Annotated in this window: 15 protein-coding genes; 4 read left to right on the top strand and 11 right to left on the bottom strand. The window is 52.7% G+C overall.

What is annotated here, in order from left to right:
- Positions 1-62: 62 nt before the first annotated feature.
- The 6 genes from GN242_RS07135 to wbaP form a co-directional block, all read right to left on the bottom strand.
- A complete protein-coding gene (locus GN242_RS07135) occupies positions 63-1,187 on the bottom strand; it encodes an EpsG family protein (RefSeq protein ID WP_154751654.1) in 1,125 nt (374 codons plus the stop codon).
- Between the two features lie 36 nt (positions 1,188-1,223).
- Positions 1,224-2,129 (bottom strand): glycosyltransferase family 2 protein, encoded by a 906-nt coding sequence (locus tag GN242_RS07130; RefSeq protein ID WP_154751655.1) that lies wholly within the window; start codon positions 2,127-2,129, stop codon positions 1,224-1,226.
- Between the two features lie 84 nt (positions 2,130-2,213).
- On the bottom strand, positions 2,214-4,394 hold the full coding sequence (gene wzc, locus GN242_RS07125; protein ID WP_154751656.1) for a tyrosine-protein kinase Wzc: 2,181 nt from the start codon (positions 4,392-4,394) through the stop codon (positions 2,214-2,216).
- Between the two features lie 11 nt (positions 4,395-4,405).
- Positions 4,406-4,840: an arsenate reductase/protein-tyrosine-phosphatase family protein gene (locus GN242_RS07120; protein ID WP_154751657.1), complete on the bottom strand. Its 435-nt coding sequence runs from the start codon at positions 4,838-4,840 to the stop codon at positions 4,406-4,408.
- 15 nt (positions 4,841-4,855) lie between these two features.
- Positions 4,856-5,989 carry a polysaccharide export protein gene (locus GN242_RS07115; protein ID WP_154751658.1) on the bottom strand — a complete coding sequence of 378 codons (1,134 nt, stop codon included), beginning with the start codon at positions 5,987-5,989 and terminating at the stop codon, positions 4,856-4,858.
- Positions 5,990-6,195: 206 nt separating this feature from the next.
- Positions 6,196-7,629, bottom strand: coding sequence for an undecaprenyl-phosphate galactose phosphotransferase WbaP (gene wbaP, locus GN242_RS07110; RefSeq protein WP_154751659.1), 1,434 nt, complete (start codon positions 7,627-7,629; stop codon positions 6,196-6,198).
- A gap of 815 nt (positions 7,630-8,444) precedes the next feature.
- Here wbaP and GN242_RS07105 point away from each other — a divergent pair.
- Positions 8,445-10,007, top strand: coding sequence for a TerC family protein (locus tag GN242_RS07105; RefSeq protein ID WP_154751660.1), 1,563 nt, complete (start codon positions 8,445-8,447; stop codon positions 10,005-10,007).
- Between the two features lie 36 nt (positions 10,008-10,043).
- Here the strand turns inward: GN242_RS07105 and asmA are convergent, their stop codons facing one another.
- The 3 genes from asmA to udk all read right to left on the bottom strand — a co-directional run bounded on the left by asmA (position 10,044) and on the right by udk (position 13,588).
- The gene (asmA, locus tag GN242_RS07100; RefSeq protein ID WP_154751661.1) at positions 10,044-11,891 is read right to left on the bottom strand and encodes an outer membrane assembly protein AsmA; all 1,848 of its coding nucleotides are present in this window, start codon (positions 11,889-11,891) and stop codon (positions 10,044-10,046) included.
- A 449-nt stretch (positions 11,892-12,340) separates the two neighbouring features.
- A complete protein-coding gene (dcd, locus tag GN242_RS07095; protein ID WP_154751662.1) occupies positions 12,341-12,922 on the bottom strand; it encodes a dCTP deaminase in 582 nt (193 codons plus the stop codon).
- Positions 12,923-12,946: 24 nt separating this feature from the next.
- A complete protein-coding gene (udk, locus tag GN242_RS07090; RefSeq protein ID WP_154751663.1) occupies positions 12,947-13,588 on the bottom strand; it encodes a uridine kinase in 642 nt (213 codons plus the stop codon).
- A 248-nt stretch (positions 13,589-13,836) separates the two neighbouring features.
- On the opposite strand from udk, the gene GN242_RS07085 reads away from it, so the two are divergent.
- Both GN242_RS07085 and GN242_RS07080 read left to right on the top strand, forming a co-directional pair.
- Positions 13,837-14,466, top strand: a complete 630-nt coding sequence (locus GN242_RS07085; protein ID WP_374189533.1) for a phosphatase PAP2 family protein — start codon at positions 13,837-13,839, stop codon at positions 14,464-14,466.
- 133 nt (positions 14,467-14,599) lie between these two features.
- Complete coding sequence (locus GN242_RS07080) at positions 14,600-17,938, top strand: diguanylate cyclase (protein ID WP_156287132.1); 3,339 nt, start codon at positions 14,600-14,602, stop codon at positions 17,936-17,938.
- 29 nt (positions 17,939-17,967) lie between these two features.
- On the opposite strand, the gene GN242_RS07075 is transcribed toward GN242_RS07080, so the two are convergent.
- Complete coding sequence (locus GN242_RS07075) at positions 17,968-19,371, bottom strand: ankyrin repeat domain-containing protein (RefSeq protein ID WP_156287131.1); 1,404 nt, start codon at positions 19,369-19,371, stop codon at positions 17,968-17,970.
- A 177-nt stretch (positions 19,372-19,548) separates the two neighbouring features.
- Here GN242_RS07075 and yegD point away from each other — a divergent pair, with 177 nt between their 5' ends.
- On the top strand, positions 19,549-20,901 hold the full coding sequence (yegD, locus tag GN242_RS07070; RefSeq protein WP_154751666.1) for a molecular chaperone: 1,353 nt from the start codon (positions 19,549-19,551) through the stop codon (positions 20,899-20,901).
- A 341-nt stretch (positions 20,902-21,242) separates the two neighbouring features.
- Here the strand turns inward: yegD and GN242_RS07065 are convergent, their stop codons facing one another.
- Complete coding sequence (locus GN242_RS07065; RefSeq protein ID WP_156287130.1) at positions 21,243-22,205, bottom strand: aldo/keto reductase; 963 nt, start codon at positions 22,203-22,205, stop codon at positions 21,243-21,245.
- Between the last annotated feature and the right edge of the window lie 215 nt (positions 22,206-22,420).

The following is a 22,420-nucleotide window of genomic DNA, read 5'->3' as shown; positions in this document are numbered from 1 at the left end:
TGAAGTTTAGAAATTATTAAATTATCAGGGCCGGACGTACCCGGCCCCTACAGTTTTGGCTATTAAAACAATCTGAATAGTGGTGCGATGCTGTAACCATTGATCGACTGCACTGACAAAATGGTGTTGTACGCCAGATAATAGGAGGTCATGGCGAACAGCAGACCAAAGTTAAGCAATGTGTTACGGATGCGCATCATCAGGAATGCCAGCAGTAACGGCTCACAGTGCAGGAACAGGTTACCAACGCGCCCACCGATAATGGAAAAGTCCGAGAAGATAATACGTACCGCCGCACCCGCCGAGTAGGCGATAAACAGGATGTAAGCAATACGGTCTTCTTCTTTAATTGGCCGGTTAAAATAGACCACGGTAAAGAAAGCGATAAAGGCGATGTTTTTTAAGTTCGCCAGGCCAAATACCGGAGAGGCCGCATCAAATACTGTGCCGTTGTAGCCCATAGCACGGTCACCGATGACCGGTACAATTCCCAGCGTATCAAGGAACAGCTTTTTACCGCCAATTAAGCCCAGCGGGATCGCCGCCAGCACCATGGCAATACCGAAATATTTACGCTCCCTGAGGAACAGGAACGGCAGCACCATCAGCACGGCATAGCCGGTGGAGTGTGACTGGGTACTGAATGCCAGAAACACAAACGCCAGAAAATATTTACGCCCCGCCGCAGAACAGATACAGGCCACCGCGAAGGCGCTGGATAGCCCGAAACGAATCTGGTTCATATCTTTGTTAATAAACAGGTGTGCCGAATAGAGGCACAGCGAACAAAGAATCAGCGGCGAATATTTTTTAAAGATCCAGGCGTTCGTCGACACCGCAATAAAGCTGATAAACAGCAGGAAAAAGTAACTCTCATGGGTAAACCACGACAGCACCCACGCCAGCAGCATAAACAGGTTCTCGTAGCGATAGATGTCCGCAACGGTTTCATAACCACTGATTCCCGTCTGACGAGAGAAATCATAGAAGAACCCAAGATATTGCCAGTCATCGATGCCAGAGTTCGGGCCTCTGAAGCCCGCAAACATAATCAGTCCCACCACCGCTATAAAAAAGAAGTAGGTGGTGACGCGTTTCATTTTTGGCTCATTCGCCTGGTTAATCGTCGCCAGTTCAAAGAAACATAAAACCAGTATGCTGTAACTGACTATCCAATAAATTGCCATAGTGTTTCCCACCCAATTATTATTATTTTGTTCACATTACTTTCCTCCGAGCCGCGCCCGAAGTTTATCTTTAACGCGATTGAGGAAGTAAGTGCGGTTATCTTTATTGGTTAAGAAAAAGTAACGGGCAAAGCTGAGGCTGGCCTGGAACGATTTACCGTCCATCTTATAGCGCAGCGGCAGTTTATAGGCCTTGTAGGTATGTATATCCCGTCGGGTGAGATACGGCTTCATATTCTCAAGCCAGAAGAAGGAATATTTCACCGACTCGCCTTTATGCTTGGAACCAAATTTGGTCACCAGGTGATAGTTAGCCAGCGGCTGGGCAATCATCACGAACTCGTAGCCGAGTTTGTCAGCACGGATACAGAAGTCGTAATCCTGATGGCGGATGTACTTCTGATCGAAGCGAATTTCCAGCGCATATTCACGCTTCAGCACGATGGTGCTGGTCTGGATAAAGCCATAGCAGCCAAACAGATATTCAGCGACGGTTTCATGGCGTCCTACCTGCTGCAACGGCAGCACTTTCAGGAAGTTGCCATCCTGAATAATGTTCACCTGACTGTAGATAATAAACTTCTGCTTGCCCTGCCCTTCCAGCTGATTAATCAGCTTCAGGCTTTCCAGTAGCTTATCTTTATGCCACTCATCATCGGCATCAAGGAAGCTGATGTAATCGCCGGTCGCCAGTTCGATGCCTTTATTACGTGCACCGGAACCGTTTAACTTCTCCTGCGACAGCACCAGATTAATCTTCAGCTGGCTGTAACGTTCTGACTGCACCACTGCCGCCAGTTTATCGGCATCGGCAGATTTATCATCAATGATGATCACTTCAAAATTCTGGTAACTCTGCGCCGCCACACAATCCAGCGTTGTCACGATAGATTCGGATGCATTATATGCAGGAATGACGATGGAAAAGAAAATATCCTTCATTGCCAGGCACCTTATTCGTCCAAAAAAACAGTCTATAAAAGAAGGAACCTCCCAACGCGTGGCTGAAAGGTTCCTCAGGGTCAGTTAGCTTTTTGCATCCTGCTTATAGCTGTAGTCGTAATAGTCATAGCCATAACCATAGGCATTAGCTGACTTACGGACGACGGCATTAAGGATAACCCCTTTAATTTCGATACCGTTCTGGGCGAAGCGCTTGTAGCTGATTTCCACTTCTTTCAGGGTGTTGGTTTCGAAACGCGCTACCATTAATGAGGTGCCTGCCAGCTTACCGATAATAGACGCATCGGTGACAGCCAGAATCGGCGGCGTATCGATTAACACCAGGTCGTAATTACTGCTGGCCCACTCAAGCAGCTCCTGCATACGGCTATGCATCAGCAGTTCAGACGGGTTTGGCGGCACCTGACCACGGGCGATAAAATCAAAGCCGTAATCACCGTGCTGAACCAGATCCGGACTGAACGGCGTCTTACCGGACAGAATATTCGACAGACCTTTTTTGCTCTCGGCACCCAGCAGTTCATGGGTGTAGCCGCGGCGCATATCGCCATCGATAAACAGCACTTTCTGACCGGCTTTCGCCACCAGCGTTGCGAGGTTAGAACAGATAAAGGTTTTACCTATTCCCGGGCTGGCACCGGTAATCATCAGAATGTTGTTTTTAGCTTCCATCATGGCAAAGTGCAGGCTGGTACGCAGGCTGCGAATCGCTTCAATGGAGAGGTCAGTCGGGTTGCCCAGAGCCAGCAGCGTATTGTGCGGATCGGCTTTAACCTTCAGGCCGCGTTTCGCCAGTGCTTCGGCATCCTTTTTACGCTGCCATTCGGAAAGCGGGACGCTGGCATAGACGCTCAGGCCCAGCTCTTCCAGCTGCTCAGGATTATCAATGCCATGATGGAACAGCGCCTTCAGCAGTACCAGACCAACTGATACCACCAGACCTGCTACCAGGCTGGCTAAGATCAGCAGCAGTTTTTTCGGTGCAACTGGCGTACCGGCAGTTTCCGCATGGTCGATGATACGAACATCACCCACGGTGCTGGCTTTGCTGATACTCAGCTCCTGCTGACGGTTCAGCAGCTGCATGTAGATTTCCTGACCGGCCTGGACATCACGCGTCAGACGCACAATTTCCTGCTGAGTCTGTGGCATCTGGCTGATTTTGCCATTCAGCTTTTTCTGCTCGTCGATCAGCGTCTGGCGTTTTTCCAGCAGCGCGCGGTAAGTCGGGTGATCTTTCTTAAACAGCTGCGACACTTCCGCTTCACGGAAGGTCAGCTCGTTAAGCTGGCTCTGAATGTTGACGGATGAATCGAGGGCTGATTTCGCTTCCAGCGACATATCCACCGAATCATTCTGACGGCGATAGGTGTTCAGCTTGTCTTCAGCCTGATCCAGCTTGGCGCGCACTTCCGGCAGTCGGCTTTGCAGGAAGGTCAGGCTCTTCTCTGCTTCTTCTGATTTACGCTCAACGTTCTGATACAGATAGTTGTTGATGATCTGGTTCAGTACCTGGCTGATCTGCTCCGGATCTTCACCGGTATAGGTCAGACCCAGAACGCCGGTATCTTTGCCCATATCAGCAACCGTCAGGTTGTTGTAAACCAGTTTGATCGCCTGGAGGTCGCTCAGTTTAGTAACGGTGAAGCTGGTGCCCTCTTCCGCTTTTATATCGCTAACCAGCATGGTGACATCGCCGTGCTGCTCAAACTGACCCACTTTACCTTTAAACAGTTCATCGCCATCTTTGCTGACGGTGTAGCTGTCCGGGCCATTCACTTCGATCGTTAACTGGCGTTTATCCCAGATAGCGGGCACTTTCATGCGTGAAATGGCAATCTGCTCCGGCTTGTTGCCCAGCATGCGCGACAGGCCTCTGCCGATCACCGGGAAATAATCCTGCTGCACCAGTACGTCAAGTCCGAGGTCAGCAACGGTTTTTCCCAATACCATACGTGAAGTCACAATCTGTACTTCGGTCGCTGATGCTGGCTGTGAATTCGGCATCATCTGCGTCAGATCGTTTAACACGGTGTTGGCATTTTTCTGCTCAACCTGCACCATCGCATCCGCACTATAAATCGGCGTTGCAAACAGGCTGTATAGCGTACCCATCAGCATAAATAACGCGGTAACAGCCACGATTATCCAGCGATGATCAACAAATTGTCCCACAAGATGCGCCAAATCGAACCCGTTCGAATCGTCTCGAGGCGCTGACGGTGCCTTACTTTTTATTTTCATGGAGATCCCAACTATCGGCTTAATGCGTTGACCCATTTCTGGGCAGCGTTTTCAAGAATTCCGTACACGGCCTCAAAGGCATCGCGGCTTTTTTTATACGGGTCGGCGATTTCCTGCTGATTGATCCAGTGTCCAAACAGCATGGTTTTGCCTCGTACGGATGGGTTGATGCGGCAGACCTGGTCGACATGTTTTTTTTCCATCACCAGGATCAAGTCATAATCCCGGCACATGCCTGACGTGAGCTGCTGTGCCACATGCCCTTGCAGTGACACACCCTGCTCTGCGGCCACGCTGGTAGCGGTGTCGTCAGCAGCGTGGCCAACCAGGGCTCCCAGTCCCGCGGATGCGATATTCTTCTCAGGTAGTGCGGACTTCAGCAGCCGCTCCCCGGTGGGGGAGCGACAGATGTTTCCGATACAAACAACTAAGATTGAATTAATCATAATGTTTCCCGGCGGTTACCAGTTATGAAGCGTCTGCACGGTACGTGTTGCATCGTAAACACCGCTGATGGTCGGAACGAGCTGTGAAATCACACGGTTCCAACGGGCCAGTGGCGTAGAGGTGACATACACAATGTCGTAAGGTTCTAACTGGAACTCGGTACCCATTACCATCGCGGCGGCATCTTTAGTATTGAGCTGATAGATGTTGGCGATTTTGCTGCGGTTAGTCCCTTTAGTCGGACGAATAACGAAGACGCCCGTTGCATCAGCAACGGTCTGATCCATACCCTGCGCATTGCCCAGTGCCTCGGACAGCGTCATACCGCTGCGATCCATTTTCAGCGTAGCCTGCTGTTTAACTTCGCCCATAACAAACACTTTAAGGTCGTCATTACGCGGCACATAGAGAATGTCACCCGGATATAACAGGTGGTTCTGCGACAGGTCACCGTTCTGCATCAGTGCCTGCAAGGAGATTGGCTGCTCGCGGCCATTATGCGTCAGCACCACATTGCGCCAGTCGGCGTTAGCGGTTAAGCCGCCGGCAGCGTTGACCGCATCAAGAATAGTGAGCGGAACGTTGGTGATTGGCTGCTGGCCGGAGGTAGTGACTTCGCCGGTTACATAGGTTTTTTGCGATTTGAACGACGCTACGCTGACATCGATCTGCGGGCTTTCGATATACTGCGCCAGGCGGCGGGCAATCTCATCGCGCACTTCCTGGACGGTACGGCCTGCCACGCGCACTTTGCCGATATACGGATAGAAGATAGTGCCATCGGAATGAACCCAGTTACCGGTATCGCTGGCGCTACGGTACTGACCGGATGGTGTTGTCAGCTCCGGGTGATCCCAGACGGTAACCGTCAGAACATCACCGACACCGATGCGATATTCGTAAGACTGAACTTCGCGTTGCAGGGCGTCATTCGCCTGTGCAACTACCGGTTTTGGTCTCATGCGTTCAACCAGGCTCGGCGTCAGCGGGAAGACATTAACGTATTTGTCGATGTCAAAATCACTGTCCTGTTGCTTAACAACATCTTTGCCCATGGTTGAAAGATGGCTGCCCGGTTCGATAGTACAACCGGAAAGGAGCGCTGCTGAGACCAGCAGGGGAATCAATTTAGTTTTGATTTTAATCATCTGGTTTATCGCTATCAGTAATTGGAATGATAATGGCGAGACCGCCGCTGTGTAGCGTCTTTACCCGTGATACTTCGAGTTGCAAGACGGTAACTGCAACTCGAATTATTGGGGTATAAAAGGCATACCTGAAAACCCGGTATCACCTAAGTGCCTGAATCAGGCTCTGTTTCTAGTGGTCATTGTTGTCAGCCTCTGGCTTTGTTTTAATAAGCCCCATCACGTTTCAGAACCACACCAACAGTCTTGAACAAGATGGCGATATCGTTCCAAAGTGACCAGTTTTTCACGTACCAGGAGTCGAAGTAGACGCGGGTTTCATAATCAACATCGTTACGTCCACTTACCTGCCATAGCCCGGTCATACCTGGTTTAGCCATAAAGTAGTAATCAACATCACCCGCATAGCGCTCCAGCTCGGCTTCGATAACCGGACGAGGCCCCACCAGACTCATTTCACCGCGAACGACATTCCATAACTGCGGCAATTCATCAAGGCTGGTTTTGCGGATAAAATGTCCAACGCGGGTAATGCGAGGGTCATTTTTCAGCTTAAAGTCTTTATCCCACTCTTCACGTGCAGCCGGGTCGGTGCGCAGCACCTCTTCCAGTACCTCTTTCGAGTTCACTACCATTGAGCGGAACTTCAGACATTTAAATTTGCGACCTTTATAGCCAACGCGTTCGTGACCATAAATCGGTGCACCGCCATCGCGTGACACCATAAAGATCAGTGTGGCCAGCGCAGGCAGCAGCATAGTGATAATGCTGAGTGCGCCAACGATATCAAAGGTACGTTTCAGGAAGCGCGAAGTGCGCTTGGCGAGATTGTTGTTCACGCGCAGGATCATCACTTCATGACTGAAGATATATGCCATATCCGTGCCATAAAGCGGCACACCGCGTAAAGAAGGGATCACCGAGACTGAACGGCAATTATGTTTAGCAAGATTTTTCAGCCACAGATCCCGTGACTGACTCTGCTCATATTCCACCGCCACGATAAACTGCGTTTCGCTGTTCACCATGTTCCACAGGGTCTGCTCGTCTTTGATGACGGGGATACCAAACAGCTCGTGCGCTGGCTGGCTGCCATCAACGTCGAAGAAGGCCACAACATCAAAGCCCATCACTTCTTCGCTTTGCAGCGCCTGATAAGCCTCTTCCGCATTCTTACCGCTGCCCAAAATGATCGACTGCTTTTTCCACAGATTGTTGCGGTTAAGTACGCGCTTCACTACGGCACGTCCTACCGGGATTAGCACCATCGCCAGCAGCCAGGTTAATACCCAGATCCAGCGGGACAATTCCCATTTGGATAATGCGCTGATGGACAGAGCAATAACAGAAAAGACCAGGACAGTTCTGAAGACTTCTTTTAACTCAAACCAGAAGGGTTTGCGGTAGGTGTAATGGCGTAATCTCACCCAGAACCAGCCCACGCAAACAACAGAAAGAATAATATGTGTTGCTATAGTCAATTTGAAGTCGATTGCTGGAATATCTGACAGAGTATCACCCGGAAAACTATTAATCAGCAATATGGCTAATGCCAGCGCTGCATTAAAACAGATGAGATCCGAAAGAGCCAATGACAGTTTTATTAACAACCCTTTAAAGGTAAATTCAATATCGCGCATAGTTAACTCGTAATTTTTTATCTTAGGAAGCCTGTGTTTTATTGGTCTCTGACCTGGTGAGATGAGTATTTAATCAACACATCAGTTATTACACAGGAAACTTATTTTAGGGAGTCTGACAAAAAGGTCATCGTAGCTGGCATAGCGGCTAGAGATTTTGGCAAGAAAATCAACACGAACGTTTACTGTTCCGCGGCGCTTCCTGAACAGTCTTAAGACTCGTCAGGACACGCTACCGCCCCTGGCTTGTAGCTGCCAATGCGCTGTAAAATGTTGGTGTTTTATGTTGTTCCCCTGCCATTTCTGGCGGCAAGCTTTAGCGTTTAAACAGCGGAAGTGTGTCTTCATTCACATAAATCAACATTAAATCCGCCAGTACTGCGCTAAATACAACATCCACGCAGACATTCAGTAACACGTTGCTATACTAGTTATAAATGGCCTGTTTACAAGAGGCTCCCCGCGCCTGTACCTTCTTTTAGGATTAAGACTACGTTGCAGCTGCGTCAGTACCACTCATTGCCTAACTCCGCTCATAGTCAAATCAATATTAATTCCATATCACAATTAAGATTAATCTTACGCCCGTGTATTCAGGATATAAGTATTACTCTTTAATCAAGCTGGCCCTATACGATTATTCCTGAAAAGAAACAGTTTAAGAATTTCGGAAAATGACGGTTAATAATTCAGCAACGAAACTGACTTATCACTCATCACGGATGCAGCAAAGGCGATGTACCTGGATTACAGGTTGAAATGGTGGCGATTACGACTCATCATTGATCATTCAATATGCTGTTCAGGTAAAGACAATGTTCGAATGGATCGCCGACCCCTCAATCTGGGCCGGCCTGGTCACGCTGGTTCTGCTGGAACTGGTTCTGGGTATCGATAACCTGGTATTTATTGCCATTCTGGCAGAGAAACTTCCCCCCGCATTACGCGACCGTGCGCGCGTAACCGGCCTGATGCTGGCACTGCTGATGCGTCTGGCTCTGCTGGCCTCCATCTCCTGGCTGGCATCACTGACTGACTCACTGTTTAGCGTAAACGGGCACCCTTTTAGTGCACGCGATCTGATTATGCTGGTCGGCGGCGTATTCTTACTGTTCAAAGCCACCGTAGAGCTGAACGAACGGCTGGAAGGCAAAGATGAAGAAGAAGGCCCGCAGAAACGTGCGGCGCGCTTCTGGCCGGTGGTGGCGCAGATTGTGGTGCTTGATGCGGTCTTTTCCCTCGACTCCGTGATTACCGCCGTCGGAATGGTTGATCATCTGGCCGTAATGATGGCTGCGGTTATTATCGCTATCTTCCTGATGCTGCTGGCCAGTAAACCGCTGACCCGCTTTGTTAACAGCCACCCGACTATTATTATTTTATGTCTCAGCTTCTTACTGATGATCGGCTTCAGTCTGGTAGCCGATGGCTTTGGTTACCATATTCCGAAGGGCTACCTCTACGCTGCTATCGGTTTCTCGGTGATTATCGAAGCGCTGAATCAGCTGGCGCAGTTTAACCGTCGGCGTTTCCTCTCAGCGAAGCTTCCCCTGCGTAAACGTACCGCAGAAGCCGTACTGAGACTGCTGCGTGGCCATCATGAACAGGCAGAGATGGATGAGGAAACCTCATCACTGGTTGCCGATGCCGGGCGTAAAGCGATTTTTAATAAGCAGGAGCGCATGATGATTGCCCGCGTGCTGGCGATGGGTCAGCGCAGCGTCAGCAGCATTATGACTTCGCGTCATGATATTGAGCATATTGACCTTGCCGAATCACCGGAAAAAATCATGGCGCTGCTCGATAATAATCAGCACACCCGGCTGATTATTACTGAAAATAGCGATGAGCCGCTTGGCGTGGTTCATGTTATCGATCTGCTTAAACAGGCGCTGCACGGTAACGATCTCGATTTGCGCGCACTGATCCGCCAGCCGCTGGTTTTCCCTGAGCAGCTGAGTCTGCTGCCCGCGCTGGAGCAGTTCCGCACTGCGCGCACACATTTTGCTTTTGTAGTGGATGAGTTTGGCTCAGTCGAGGGCATCGTAACGCTAAGTGATGTGATGGAAACTATCGCCGGGAATCTCCCTAACGAAGGGGAGAAAGTCGACCCGCGCTACGATATACAGCAGAATGCCGATGGCAGCTGGACAGCGAACGGGCATATGCCGCTCGACGATCTGGCAATGCATCTGCCGCTGGTGCTGGATGAAAAGCGTGAATACCTGACGCTGGCAGGATTACTGATGGAGCATTTGCAGCGCGTGCCGCAGGAGGGAGAAGAGGTCCAGGTAGGTGATTATCTTTTCCGTACGCTTCAGGTTGAGAGCCACCGGGTGCAGAAAGTGCAGATTATCCCCACCGTCGATCGGACATAGGATAAGCGGGCGAGGCACACGTCGCCCGCTAACCTCTTACAGATCTTTCAGCAGTGATTTCACATCATTTTTCTTATCGCTGTCGGGGTTACGCCCCATCCACTGTTTCAGACGCTGGCGTGCTTCGTCACGCAGCTCTTCACGCAGCACCTGATCCACTTTGAGACTGTAGTTGATGGCGGACCAGGGGCCATAGATGCGTAACGGCACCGGCGTTTTTTGCAAACGCTGAACCAGTGCACTTTCACCACTCCAGCCCGCAGTCACCGTAACGCCAAAGCGTATATCCAGCGTCCGCTTCACCACATCAACCATGCCTGCACCGGTATAATTAAGCTGGTCTGAGCGGGCATCCAGGGTGCCGAAATTAAACAGGCCATTGTTCAGCGTGACCTGGCCCTGAATCTGTTGCAGATTAGGTTTACTGTCATCGCTTTCACCGCGCACTTTAGTACTGTTGCTTTCCACCGCACGCTGAATCAGCTGCTGGAAATTAAGGCCGGCAAACTGTGCATTTTGGAGGTTGAAATCCGCCCTGCCCTGCCACTGTTTTTTAAACGCATCGACGGTCAGCCCCTCACCGCGCAAGTCTCCTTTCAGCGAAAGCTCTCCGCGTACCGTATCCGGCAGTTCAAATCCTTTCAGCAGTGGAGAAAGTGCAAACTTCTCAAGATCGGGCTGCAACCTCACTTTGGTCTTTGCGCTACGAACATCAACCGTACCAGGCAGAGAGAAGCTGCCGTCCATCGACTCCCCCCTGAAATTATTCACCGTCAGCAACCCGTCTTCACTGGCTGCATCCAGCTGCACGTTGTTCATCTGTATGCCACGCCAGTTCAGTTTATCGGCCACCAGCGAAAGAGTGCCATCCATCGCATTAAGCGGTGAATCAGCATTATCGTGGGTTGGCAGCGCGGCAATAACGGGCGCAGGGCCTGAGCGCGATTCCGCACCGCTGGCCGCACCTTCAGAAACCTGGTTCAGCCCCAGTAGTGCATCCAGATTAAGGCTGGCTGCATGCAGGCGGGCCATAATCTGCGGGCGGGCACCCAGCGAACCGGACACCGTACCGGTCAGCTGGCTATCATTAGCGCTAAGGTTAATTTCTTCCAGGCTGAACTGCTGTGTAGACGTCACCCAATGGGCTTTCATCAGGGCATGACCCTTAACGCCGTCCTGAGGCAGATCTGCCCCCTTGAGCTGATAATCAAACTGATTGACCACCGCGCCGATGCGGTTTGGGTAATCAGTAATATCCAGATCGCTGTCGATATTAATCTGCAATTCACGCTGATCGCGGTTAATACGGCTGCTAAGAATAAGATGGGCACGGCGCGGCTGAGTTTGATCCAGCGCCAGGTTAAAATCCCGTACGTTCAGCTGTTCGCCGTTGCTTTGCTGCCATACCAGCAGACTGTCGGCAATCCGCAGATGGGCAATATCAAACTTCCAGCCGCGCGTGACATCACTCACCGACGGGGCATTGCCCGGTTCGGCGGGGCCGATAGGCGCATCAGGGGGGCGCTGACTGTCACTGTCCGGCGTCAGACGCACTACCGCACCTTTCAGCATCACCTGCTTGACTGAAAGCTGATGAGAGAGCAGCGGGAACAGGTTAACATCCAGGCGCATATTCTGTGCGCTAACGACGGGCTGCGCAGCGCCAGGCGCGGTCAGAGTCACCGGGCCGGAAAGAATACTTAGCTGCGGCCAGACGTGCCAGCGCAGATCACCATTAATCGCCAGCTTGTAGCCGTTATGCTGCTCCACCTGACGAACCATGTAGGCGCGAAAATCATTAGGATTGACCAACACAACCAGAGCGGTCATGCCAGCCACCATCACCACCAAAAGTATGGCAAGGGTGGTAATAAATCTTTTCATGCCTTCTCCTTAAACCCTTCATCTTTCAGTTTGCAGCGGTGTTGGCTTCCTTCCCTCGCCCCGGTCACTTACTGATGTAAGCTCCCGGGGACTTGCTCAGTTGCCGCCTGGCTGCAAGCTGAAATCTAAAGGGTTTAACCACTCATTGTCAGTTTACAGCGGCGCGGGCTTCCTTCCCTCGCCCCGGTCACTTACTGATGCAAGCTCCCGGAGACTTGCTCAGTTGCCGCCTGGCTGCAAGCTGAAATCTAAAGGGTTTAACCACTCATTGTCAGTTTACAGCGGCGCGGGCTTCCTTCCCTCGCCCCGGTCACTTACTGCTGTAAGCTCCCGGGGACTTGCTCAGTTGCCGCCTGGCTGCAAGCTGAAATCTAAAGGGTTTAACCACTCATTGTCAGTTTACAGCGGCGCTGGCTCACTCAGCACGGTCGCTTACTGATAATAGCGTATCAGTCTTTATCAATACGGCTGGCATCCGCACCCTGCTGACCTTTGTATTTCGCATCCTGTCGGCTGTTATACGGACGGGCTGCCGGGCCAGACAACGGTTCAAAACTGAGTGCGCCAATCAGCATACCTGGACGCAGTGCCAGCGGCAGTTTACCTGAATTATAGAACTCCAGCACAATCCGGCCCTGCCAGCCTGGATCAATACGGTGAGCGGTCACGTGAACCATCAGACCAAGACGCGCCAGTGAAGAGCGGCCATCCAGCCAGCCCACCAGGTTATCCGGCAGCGTCACCGACTCCAGCGTTACGGCCAGCGCCAGCTCACCGGGATGCAGATAGAACGCGTCACCTTCCGGCAGCACAATCTCATCGCTCATCACCCGATCCAGCGCCGCACTCACTTCGTCTTTAGGGCCACTCAAATCAATAAAAGGAGCCGTATGACCGCGAAAAGTGCGGAACTGATTGCCCAGGCGCACATCAACGGTTGCACCATTGATACGTTCCACCGGCGGGCGGGGATCAATATCCAGCTTTCCGTTATCAAGCCAGGCTTCTATATCGCGGTCACATAATCTCATGAGGTACTCCGGCAAACGCTTCGATTACTCGAAGAACTGATTAATTTTTGCTTTCAGGATATCAATGGCAATACGGTTTTTTCCGCCGCGCGGCACGATGATATCGGCGTATTGTTTCGAAGGTTCAATAAATTGCAGGAACATTGGACGCACCGTCTTCTGATACTGTGCCATCACCGAGTCCATTGAACGCCCGCGCTCGTTGACATCGCGCTTCATACGACGCATCAGGCAGATGTCCAGCGGGGTGTCCACGAAGATAGAGAAATTCATCTCCTGACGCAGGCGCGCATCCGTCAGTAATAAAATCCCCTCAAGGATAATCACTTTCTTCGGCTTAAGGCAGATGGTTTGTTCTGTACGGGTATGTTCAACGTAGCTGTAAACCGGCAATTCAATCTGCTGCCCTGCTTTGAGCATCTGCAAATGCTGCAACAGCAAATTGTGATCCATGGCGCTGGGATGATCATAGTTGGTCTTGACCCGCTCCTCCATGGTGAGATGGCTCTGGTCTTTGTAGTAGGCATCCTCGGGGATGACGCCAATATTTTCATCACCTACGCGGTCGCGCACTTCACGGTACAGCGTGCTGGCAATAAGACTTTTTCCCGAGGCTGAAGCGCCTGCGATACCTACGATGACGCACTGATGCGACTTGTCAGTCATATATTAAAGACCTGATTCTGAGACAATATAAGGGTAAGCATACCCGGCAGATTTGAAATTGCAGGCAAATAATGCCGGTCAATGCACCTGCGGCTTGAAATATGACGGGTATAGCGGGCGCAATTATAGGGAGTAACCCCTGCTGATGCCAGAAAAAAGCGCCTGCGATCTTTTCAGACTTTCCCGTTAGGCGACAATAACTTTCATCGTTAAACTGACGGGCAGAAAAACAGTAAAAAGGAAAACGCGTGTCCTGGCATCTTGTCCATATTTTGACTTACTTTGGCGACAGCATGTTGCTGATCCCCACCGCTGCCATAATGGCGTTTTTACTCCACTGGAAAAGCGACAATAAACGTATAGCCTGGTACTGGGTGCTGGCATTCTGTACCGCCGGTGCCGTGGTCAGCCTGTCAAAAATTGCCTTCCTTGGCTTTGGCATTGGCAGCGCACGCTACAACTTCACGGGATTCAGCGGCCATAGCGCAATGTCAGCCACTCTCTGGCCCGTGATGTTCTGGCTGTTAAGCGGCCGCCTGGCGACAGTCTGGCGCGGCGCGGCGGTGGCTATTGGATATCTCATCCCGCTGATGGTGGGGCTTTCGCGCCTGGCGCTGGACTATCACTCCGTCAGTGAAGTGGTGACCGGATTGCTGCTGGGCTTCTCTCTCAGCACTGCATTTCTGGTGGCGCATCGGCACATTCGTCCGCGAGGATTCTCGCCCTTGCAGTTAGGTATTGCCCTGCTGCTGCCGCTGCTGCTGATTGGTCATGGGCGTATTGCCACCACACAACAGTTTCTGCAACGTCTGTCGGTGCAAATTGCCGGGATTGACCACGCATGGACTCGTGAGGAACTGCTCAAACTGCGCCAGTAATGGCGCCAGTTCTTTGCTTCAATCGTCAGAATAACGCGATCTTTTGGTTTTGCCGCTTTATCGTCTATTTCTTATGCTAGCATGTTACTAGATATTAAGATTCCGCCTATTTCGGCGCTGTGCTGGATATGTAATGACGATAAAAACTTTAACGCGTGTAGCTCCCTTCAACCCAACGTGGGTAGACGGCCTGCTATTGGGATTATTAAGTTTTGTCGTCACCGTATACTGTCTGGAACTGATTAAAACCACAGGCCAGATTTCGCCGCTGTGGTGCTCTACCGCCCTGATGACCATCGTTATTTTTCGCAACCCAAGACATCAGCTCCCGCTGCTGCTGCTGGGAACTCTTCTGGGTATTATCTGTGCGAATACTCTCGTGCTGGGCACCTCACCTTACAATCTCAAATTTCCGCTGGTCAACCTTGTTCAGGCCATGGCAGGCGGGATGCTGCTGCGCCGGCTGCTCGATCGCGATGCCCCGCTAAACTCGCTGTTCAGCTGGTGCAAAATGATGCTCACTGTCGGCCTGTTTACCCCGCTGCTGGGCGGTCTGCTGGCAAGCTGGTTATCAAATGTAGAAGGTAATTTTTCGTTGCATTTCTTCACCACCTGGACTCTCTCTGAGGCGATCGGCATGCTGGCCTTTGGCCCGGTCTGTATGCTGTGGCAGCGCGATTATGTGCGCAGGCATCTGCGCCAGAATGTGCTGTTTGAGACGCTGCTGACGCTGATGGTAACGCTCATCCTGTGCTGGTTCTCCCTGCGCTATATTCCCTGGCCGTTTACTGCGGTTGTACTCATTCTGTTTTATAGCGCAGTCCGGCTGCCACGTTTTGAAGCCTTTGTGATCTATATGGCGACCATCTCGATGATGTCGCTAATGCTGGCACTGAAGCTAATCCCTGGTGATACCTCTCATTTTCAGGCGCTGGAATCGATGCCGTGGATCCCCTTCCTGCTGGCGCTGATCCCCAGTCATATGATGACGCTGGTGATGCATTCGTTTCGCGAAGAACGCAAAAATATCTCTGAAAGCGAGACGCGTTTTCGCCATGCCATGGAATACTCCGCCATCGGTATGGCGCTGGTCTCCGTCAAAGGTCAGTGGTTACAGGCCAACAAATCACTCTGCCGCCTGCTTGGCTATACGCCGGCCGAGCTGTATGCGCTCACTTTTCAAGATATTACTCCGCCGGAAGACCTCCCTGCCGATCTGGCAAACGTCAAAACCCTGCTGGCGGGTGAAGTTGAAAGCTGCAGCATGCAGAAGCGCTACTTTCGTAAAGACGGGCAGATCCTCTGGGCACTGCTGACGGTGTCACTGGTACGCGATAGTGAACAGGTACCGCTCTATTTTATTTCGCAAATAGAGGATATCTCGGATCTTATAAAGACGGAGAAAGTGAACCAGCGGCTGATGGAGCGCATCACACTGGCCAACGAAGCTGGCGGGATTGGCGTATGGGAGTGGGATCTGCAAAGCGGTGTCATGAGCTGGGATAAACGCATGTTCCAGATATACCGGCTTCCGACTAATTCCCATGCCAGCTATCAGAACTGGGTTGACAGCCTGCATAGCGCCGACCGCAGCGCCGCAGTCAGAGCCTTTGAAGATGCGATAAAAACCACCTTGCCAGTGGATATTGAATTCCGTATCGAAACGGATATCGGTATACGTCATATTCGCGCTCAGTGCAGCGTCGTGCTGGATGAAAAAGGTGAAGTCGAACGGATGCTGGGTATTAATCAGGATATCACCCCCCTCCGTCAGCTTACCGATGCGCTCCATGAGGAGAAAGAGCGTATGCATATTACGCTCGATGCCATCGACGAGGCAGTGATCAGCACCGACGAAGAGATGCGCGTTATCTTTATGAATCCGGTGGCAGAAAAAATGAGCGGTTGGCTACAGCATCAGGCATCGGGCAGACCCATCAGCGAAATTCTGCGTATTACCCAGGGCAGCAATGGCCCTGCGCGCGAGAATCTGATGTTGTGCGATCTTCCTCTGCAAAAAAATCCTGGCGAGATGGATACAGAACTGGTGCTGCACAACCGCGCTGGTGAGCAGTTTGCCATCCATTACAGTCTGTCACCGCTGAAGAAGCTGACCGGGGAAAATATCGGTAGCGTGATGGTGATTCAGGATGTGAGCGAATCCCGTGAAATGCTGAAGCGACTGAGCTACAGCGCCTCTCACGATATGCTCACCCGTCTGCCGAACCGCGTAAGCTTCGAGCATCAGTTAAAACGCCTGATCCTCTCCTGCACTGCACAAAAGCAGCATGTGCTGGTCTTTATCGATCTCGATCGTTTTAAGGCGGTTAACGACACCGCAGGGCATGCGGCAGGCGACTCACTGTTGCGTGAAATTTCCGGCGTCATGCAGCGCCATCTGCGCGCTGGCGATTTCCTCGCCCGCCTCGGTGGCGATGAATTCGGCGTACTGCTGGCAGAGTGCTCATTATCGCAAGCCAGCGAAGCGATCAGGCGTATTGTGCAGGCAGTCAATGAGTACGACTTCCTGTGGGAAAACCGCACACATCACGTCGGTGCCAGCGCAGGACTGACGCAGATCAGCCCGGAAAACTCCAGCGCCAGTGAACTGATGGCGCAGGCTGACCTGGCCTGTTATAACGCCAAGCATAATGGCCGTGGCCAGCTTTCCACCTATGAAAGCCATCTGCTGAAGCGGCTGAAACCGGTGATGAACCGTATTGAAAATGAGCAGATTATTGCTCAACAGCCGATGCTGTTACAGGTGTGGGCCGCCGCCCCACCGGGAAGAACTCTTGCCAGCAGTTTTTACCTGGCTGAAATGCAGCTGTTTACTCCTGAAGGGCACGAGATTGACGAGGTCAGTTTCCGCACAGGGCTGCATGACAGCGATCTATTTGTTGCCCTTGACCGTAAACTGATCAGAGAGTTTTTCCAGAATTATGCACAGGGGACTATCAGCAGGGGGTTAACGCTGGCGCTGCCGCTCTCCGGGTTCGGCCTGCGCGATAGCACTTTTATTAACGATACGCTGGCAGAATTTACGCGCTATAACGTGCCGCCTGACGCCATCTGGTTTGCCATCAATGCTGATGTACTGAGCCAGTGTGATGAGATATTGCACCAAAATATCAGCCGTCTGCGTGCCGCCGGAAGCCGCATTGTGCTGCGCGATTTCGGCCTTAATCTTGATGCATTTAACCAGCTACCGGCAGACGAGATCGATTACCTGATCCTCGCCAGCGAACTGGTAGCTAACGTGCACTGCAATCTGATGGACGAGATGATGGTGTCGATTATTCACGGTCACGCCCAGCGGCTGGGGATTAATACCCTTGCCGGGCCAGTAAAATTGCCGGTGGCGCTGGATACGCTCTCAACCATCGGCATCAATACGGTGTGGGGGGACGTTATCGCACCACGTCAGCCGCTATCCGCCTTGCTGACCGACAGCCACTTCGCGATTAAATAACCTCATCTGCACCTGCTGTGGCTCCCTGTTCAGCGATGCAGACAGGCGTCGCCGATCCAGCGCCGCACTTTGCTATCCTGTGCGGAGTCAGTAAGCAGCTGCGCGCTGGCTGACATTAGCGGGCCACACGCCAGCCCGGCACTCAACATCATATTCAGAGTCTCAGGCTCATCTTCGTAGCGGAACACGGCCAGCATCTGCGTGGGCGACAGGGTCACGCCCTGGGCAATCGCGCTTATCAGTACCTGTTGCAGCACGCTGGGTGACTCATCGCGAAAACGCCAGTTGCCCCGGGCTTCATCTATCAGCGTATTGCTCATCTCACCCTGCTGGTTGTTACCTTCCGGCCGCCGGAAATTATCCCAGATGATCAGCTTGCTGTTCAGCAGCGCTGTGCGGGTTTGCTGCGGGGCATACTTTATCATCCACGCCATCAGAAACAGACTGCGCCCGGCACCGTCAGAGATCGTCTGTTCCAGCTGCGACGGCTGCTGACGCAGCGCGGCCATCAGCGCTGGCGTATCATCATTCAATGCCAGCAGCATCAGCCGCCAGAGACCTTCCGGCGCTGGCAGGTACGCCAGCAGGAAATCAGCAGTCGGGCCAGCTCCGGTGAAAAGCGCCGTGGTCATATACGACGGGCTGGATCGATCGCGCGGGTGGATCCAGTCGGGGCGCGCCTTTAATAACAGCGCCATGGTGTTATAAAACTGCCGCTGGCGCGTCTCTCCCTCTGGGGGATCAAGACGCAGGTCGCGCAGCGGATCGTAATCAAAGGACAACGCCTGGATTTCTGCTGGCGTCAGCACCGCAAGAAACAGCTTAACGGCCACCGCATTATGGCTTTCGATCGCCTTGCTGAGGGGGGTAAATCCGTACTCTGTCTTCTCTAGCGGTGACAGGCCCCGGCGAATAAAATAGCGTAGCGTCTGCTCCGGATAGTCCCTGGCCGCCGCCCGGTAGAAAAGTTCACGGGCGCTGTTATCCGGCAGTCTGTCGAGCTGTGTACGCGCGCCCTGCTCCAGCAGCGCCAGATTGTGCTGCATCTGCTTTTCGTGACGCGTCCAGCTCATGGTGCTTTGGTGGCCCGGATCAAACCAGAACGTGGCGCAAAACACGATAAAAAGTAGCCAGCCGGTAACCAGCGCATGGAGAGGAGCTGCGTGACTTCGCTGCCAGCGCGTCAGTAACAGCGTCAGCCAGGCAATTAAGGTCACCAGCAGCAGCAGGATCTCACGGGAAAACTCCACAACACGCAGCCCGCCCGGCCAGAGTAATAATGCAACGATCAGGCTTTGTGGTACCAGCAGCGCCAGCAGAACCCAGCGCGAGCGGGAATGCCGCCAGCGTAGCAATAACACCAGCGCAGTAATCCCCAGTAATAGTGGAGCAATCATCAACGCCACCAGCAGCAACAGTACAGACCAGCTCACATGCATCTCCATGCCACTGGCCAAATGACCGGGCGGTTATTCCGTTTTGTGGGCGCGATTCTATACAAAGCTGCCGGATAAATAAAAGTAGTCTGAGTAAACCTTATTTTGCCGCTTGCGCCGATACCGCACTCAGGCTAAAGTCGCCCCCTTTTTTCACACTCAGCGGAGGAAACGATGTTTATCGGTTTCGACTACGGTACGGCAAACTGCTCAATTGCCATTATGGAAAACGGCGCACCCAGGCTGCTGCCGTTAGAGCAGGGCTCGCCCTATTTACCCTCAATGCTGTGTGCGCCAACCCGTGATGCAGTAAGCGAATGGCTTTTCCGTCATCATCAGGTTCCAACCCCGCAGGCAGAAAACCAGGCGCTGCTGCGTCGCGCTCTGGCTTTTAATCGCGAAGAAGATATTGAGGTTCTGCCTGCCAGCGTTAAATTTGGTCTCGCCTCACTGGCTCAGTATATGGATGACCCGGAAGATGTGTGGTTTGTAAAATCCCCCAAATCCTTCCTCGGAGCCAGTGGACTGAAGCCACAGCAGGTCGCTTTCTTTGAAGACTTGGTGTGCGCGACCATGCTGCATATTCGTCAGACGGCAGAAAGCAGCCTGAACGACAGCGTAACTCAGGCAGTAATTGGCCGCCCGGTCAACTTCCAGGGGCTGGGCGGCGATGAGGCCAACCAGCAGGCAGAAGGTATTCTGGCACGTGCAGCAAGCCGTGCCGGATTCAAGGATGTGATCTTCCAGTTTGAACCGGTGGCTGCCGGGCTGGATTTTGAATCAACACTTGATAAAGAGACCCGCGTGCTGGTTGTGGATATCGGCGGGGGCACCACCGACTGCTCAATGCTGCTGATGGGGCCACAGTGGCACGATAAAGCCGATCGCGGCGACAGCCTGCTCGGCCACAGCGGCTGCCGCGTTGGCGGTAACGACCTGGATATTATGCTGGCTTTTAAAGAGCTGATGCCGCTGCTGGGGCTTGGTGGTGAAACCGTGAAAGGTACCGGCCTGCCCGCCCTGCCGTGGTGGAATGCGGTGGCGATCAATGACGTTCCGGCACAGAGCGACTTCTACGCAACAGCATCGCGCAAACAGTTGCAGGATCTGATCCGCGATGCCTCCGAGCCGCTTAAAGTGCAGCGTCTGCTGAAAGTATGGCAGCAGCGTTTGAGCTACCGTCTGGTGCGGGCGGCAGAGGAGAGCAAAATCGCTCTCTCCGATCGCGATACGGTGCTGACGGCGATGAACTTTATCGATAACGGGCTGGAAACAGATATCAGCGTGGCTGCATTTCAGGCTGCTATCAGCCAGCCGCTGGAGCGCATCCAGGAGCAGGTCACGCTGGCATTAAACACCAGCGGCACCCGTCCTGACGTGATTTACCTGACCGGCGGCAGCGCACGATCGCCTGTGCTACGTGCCGCGCTGCAACAGCAGTTACCCGATATCCCGCTGACCAGCGGCGATGATTTCGGCTCAGTGACCGCAGGACTGGCGCGCTGGGCGCAGGTTATGTTCCGCTAATCCCCTACATCTTTCGCACTACAGGTGTGTTGACTGCCGCGAGGTCAGGCACGCCTGCCCTTGGCTGCGGTGTTGCCGGGCTGGTAGGGGTCAGGCACGCCTGACCCTTGCTGCGGTGTTGCCGGACTGGTAGGGGTCAGGCACGCCTGCCCTTGCTGCGGTGTTGCCGGACTGGTAGGGGTCAGGCACGCCTGCCCTTGCTGCGGTGTTACCGGACTGGTAGGGGTCAGGCACGCCTGCCCTTGCTGCGGTGTTACCGGGCTGGTAGGGGTCAGGCACGCCTGACCCTTGCTGCGGTGTTGACGGACTGGTAGGGGTCAGGCACGCCTGACCCGCAAACATTAATAGCTGCTCACTTCCGACAGCAGACGCAGATCCTCTTCTTTCAGCTTCAGTACCGCCGCCTTCGCCAGCTCATCAACCTGATCGAGCGAGGTCGCACTGACAATCGGTGCCGTGATCGACGGACGGGCGATCTGCCACGCCAGCGCCACCTGTGCCGGGGAAGCATGATGGGTTTCTGCTACCTGCACCAGCGCGTTAATTATCTTCAGACCGCGGTCGTTCAGATACTTATCGACCACCCCCTGACCACGGGCGCTTTTCGCCGCGTCCGCTTTGCTGCGGTATTTACCGCTGAGGAAGCCGCTGGCAAGCGAATAGTAGTTAATCACTCCAAGACCGTGTTCTTCTGCCACCTGCTCCAGCCCGCTCTCGTAATTTTCACGATCGTAGAGGTTATATTCTGGTTGCAGGGTTTCATAACGTGCCAGGCCATTATCAGCACTGACTTTCAGCGCCTCACGCAGGCGGTCGTCGGAGTAGTTTGAGGCACCGATAGCGCGCACTTTACCCTCTTTGATCAGCGCATCGAAGGCTGCCAGCGTCTCCTGTAAGGGCGTATCTGAGTCATCGCGGTGTGCCTGATACAGATCGATATAATCAGTTTGCAGACGTGTGAGCGAAGCTTCTACCGCCTGACGAATATATTTTGGTGCCAGGCCGGTTTTGCCGTCGCCCAGATCCATACCGACTTTAGTGGCAAGCACAATCTTGTCGCGTTTGCCGCTCTTTTTTAACCAGTTGCCGATTATCACTTCCGATTCGCCGCCAGCGTTGCCCGGCGCCCAGCGCGAATAGACATCTGCGGTATCAATAAAATAGAGTCCTTTTTCCAGCAATGCGTCGAGCAGAGAAAACGAGGTCTTTTCATCGATAGTCCAGCCGAATACATTACCACCAAAGGTCAGCACCGGAACCTGAAGCCCTGAACGGCCCAGCTGGCGATGTTCTAAAGTACTCATAATGATTCTCCTGATTGTAAGTCAATAATGCAGTCGCTATACCCTGAATATAAAGTGTGACGGGTATTAGTCTAACAAAGAACCCTGAGCGCGCTTCGTTCATTTATGGCAATCGATTTGCGTCAGGGAAAAAAAACGTATTTGACCGACGCGACAGCGTATAACTATACAGTTATCCTTAATTCCTTCATTTTTCAGCGGTCAGCATTCGCTAT

Source organism: Erwinia sorbitola, assembly GCF_009738185.1.
Lineage (GTDB): Bacteria > Pseudomonadota > Gammaproteobacteria > Enterobacterales > Enterobacteriaceae > Erwinia > Erwinia sorbitola.
Note: the sequence above shows the minus strand (reverse complement) of the source record. Positions and strands in the feature narration are given on the sequence as shown.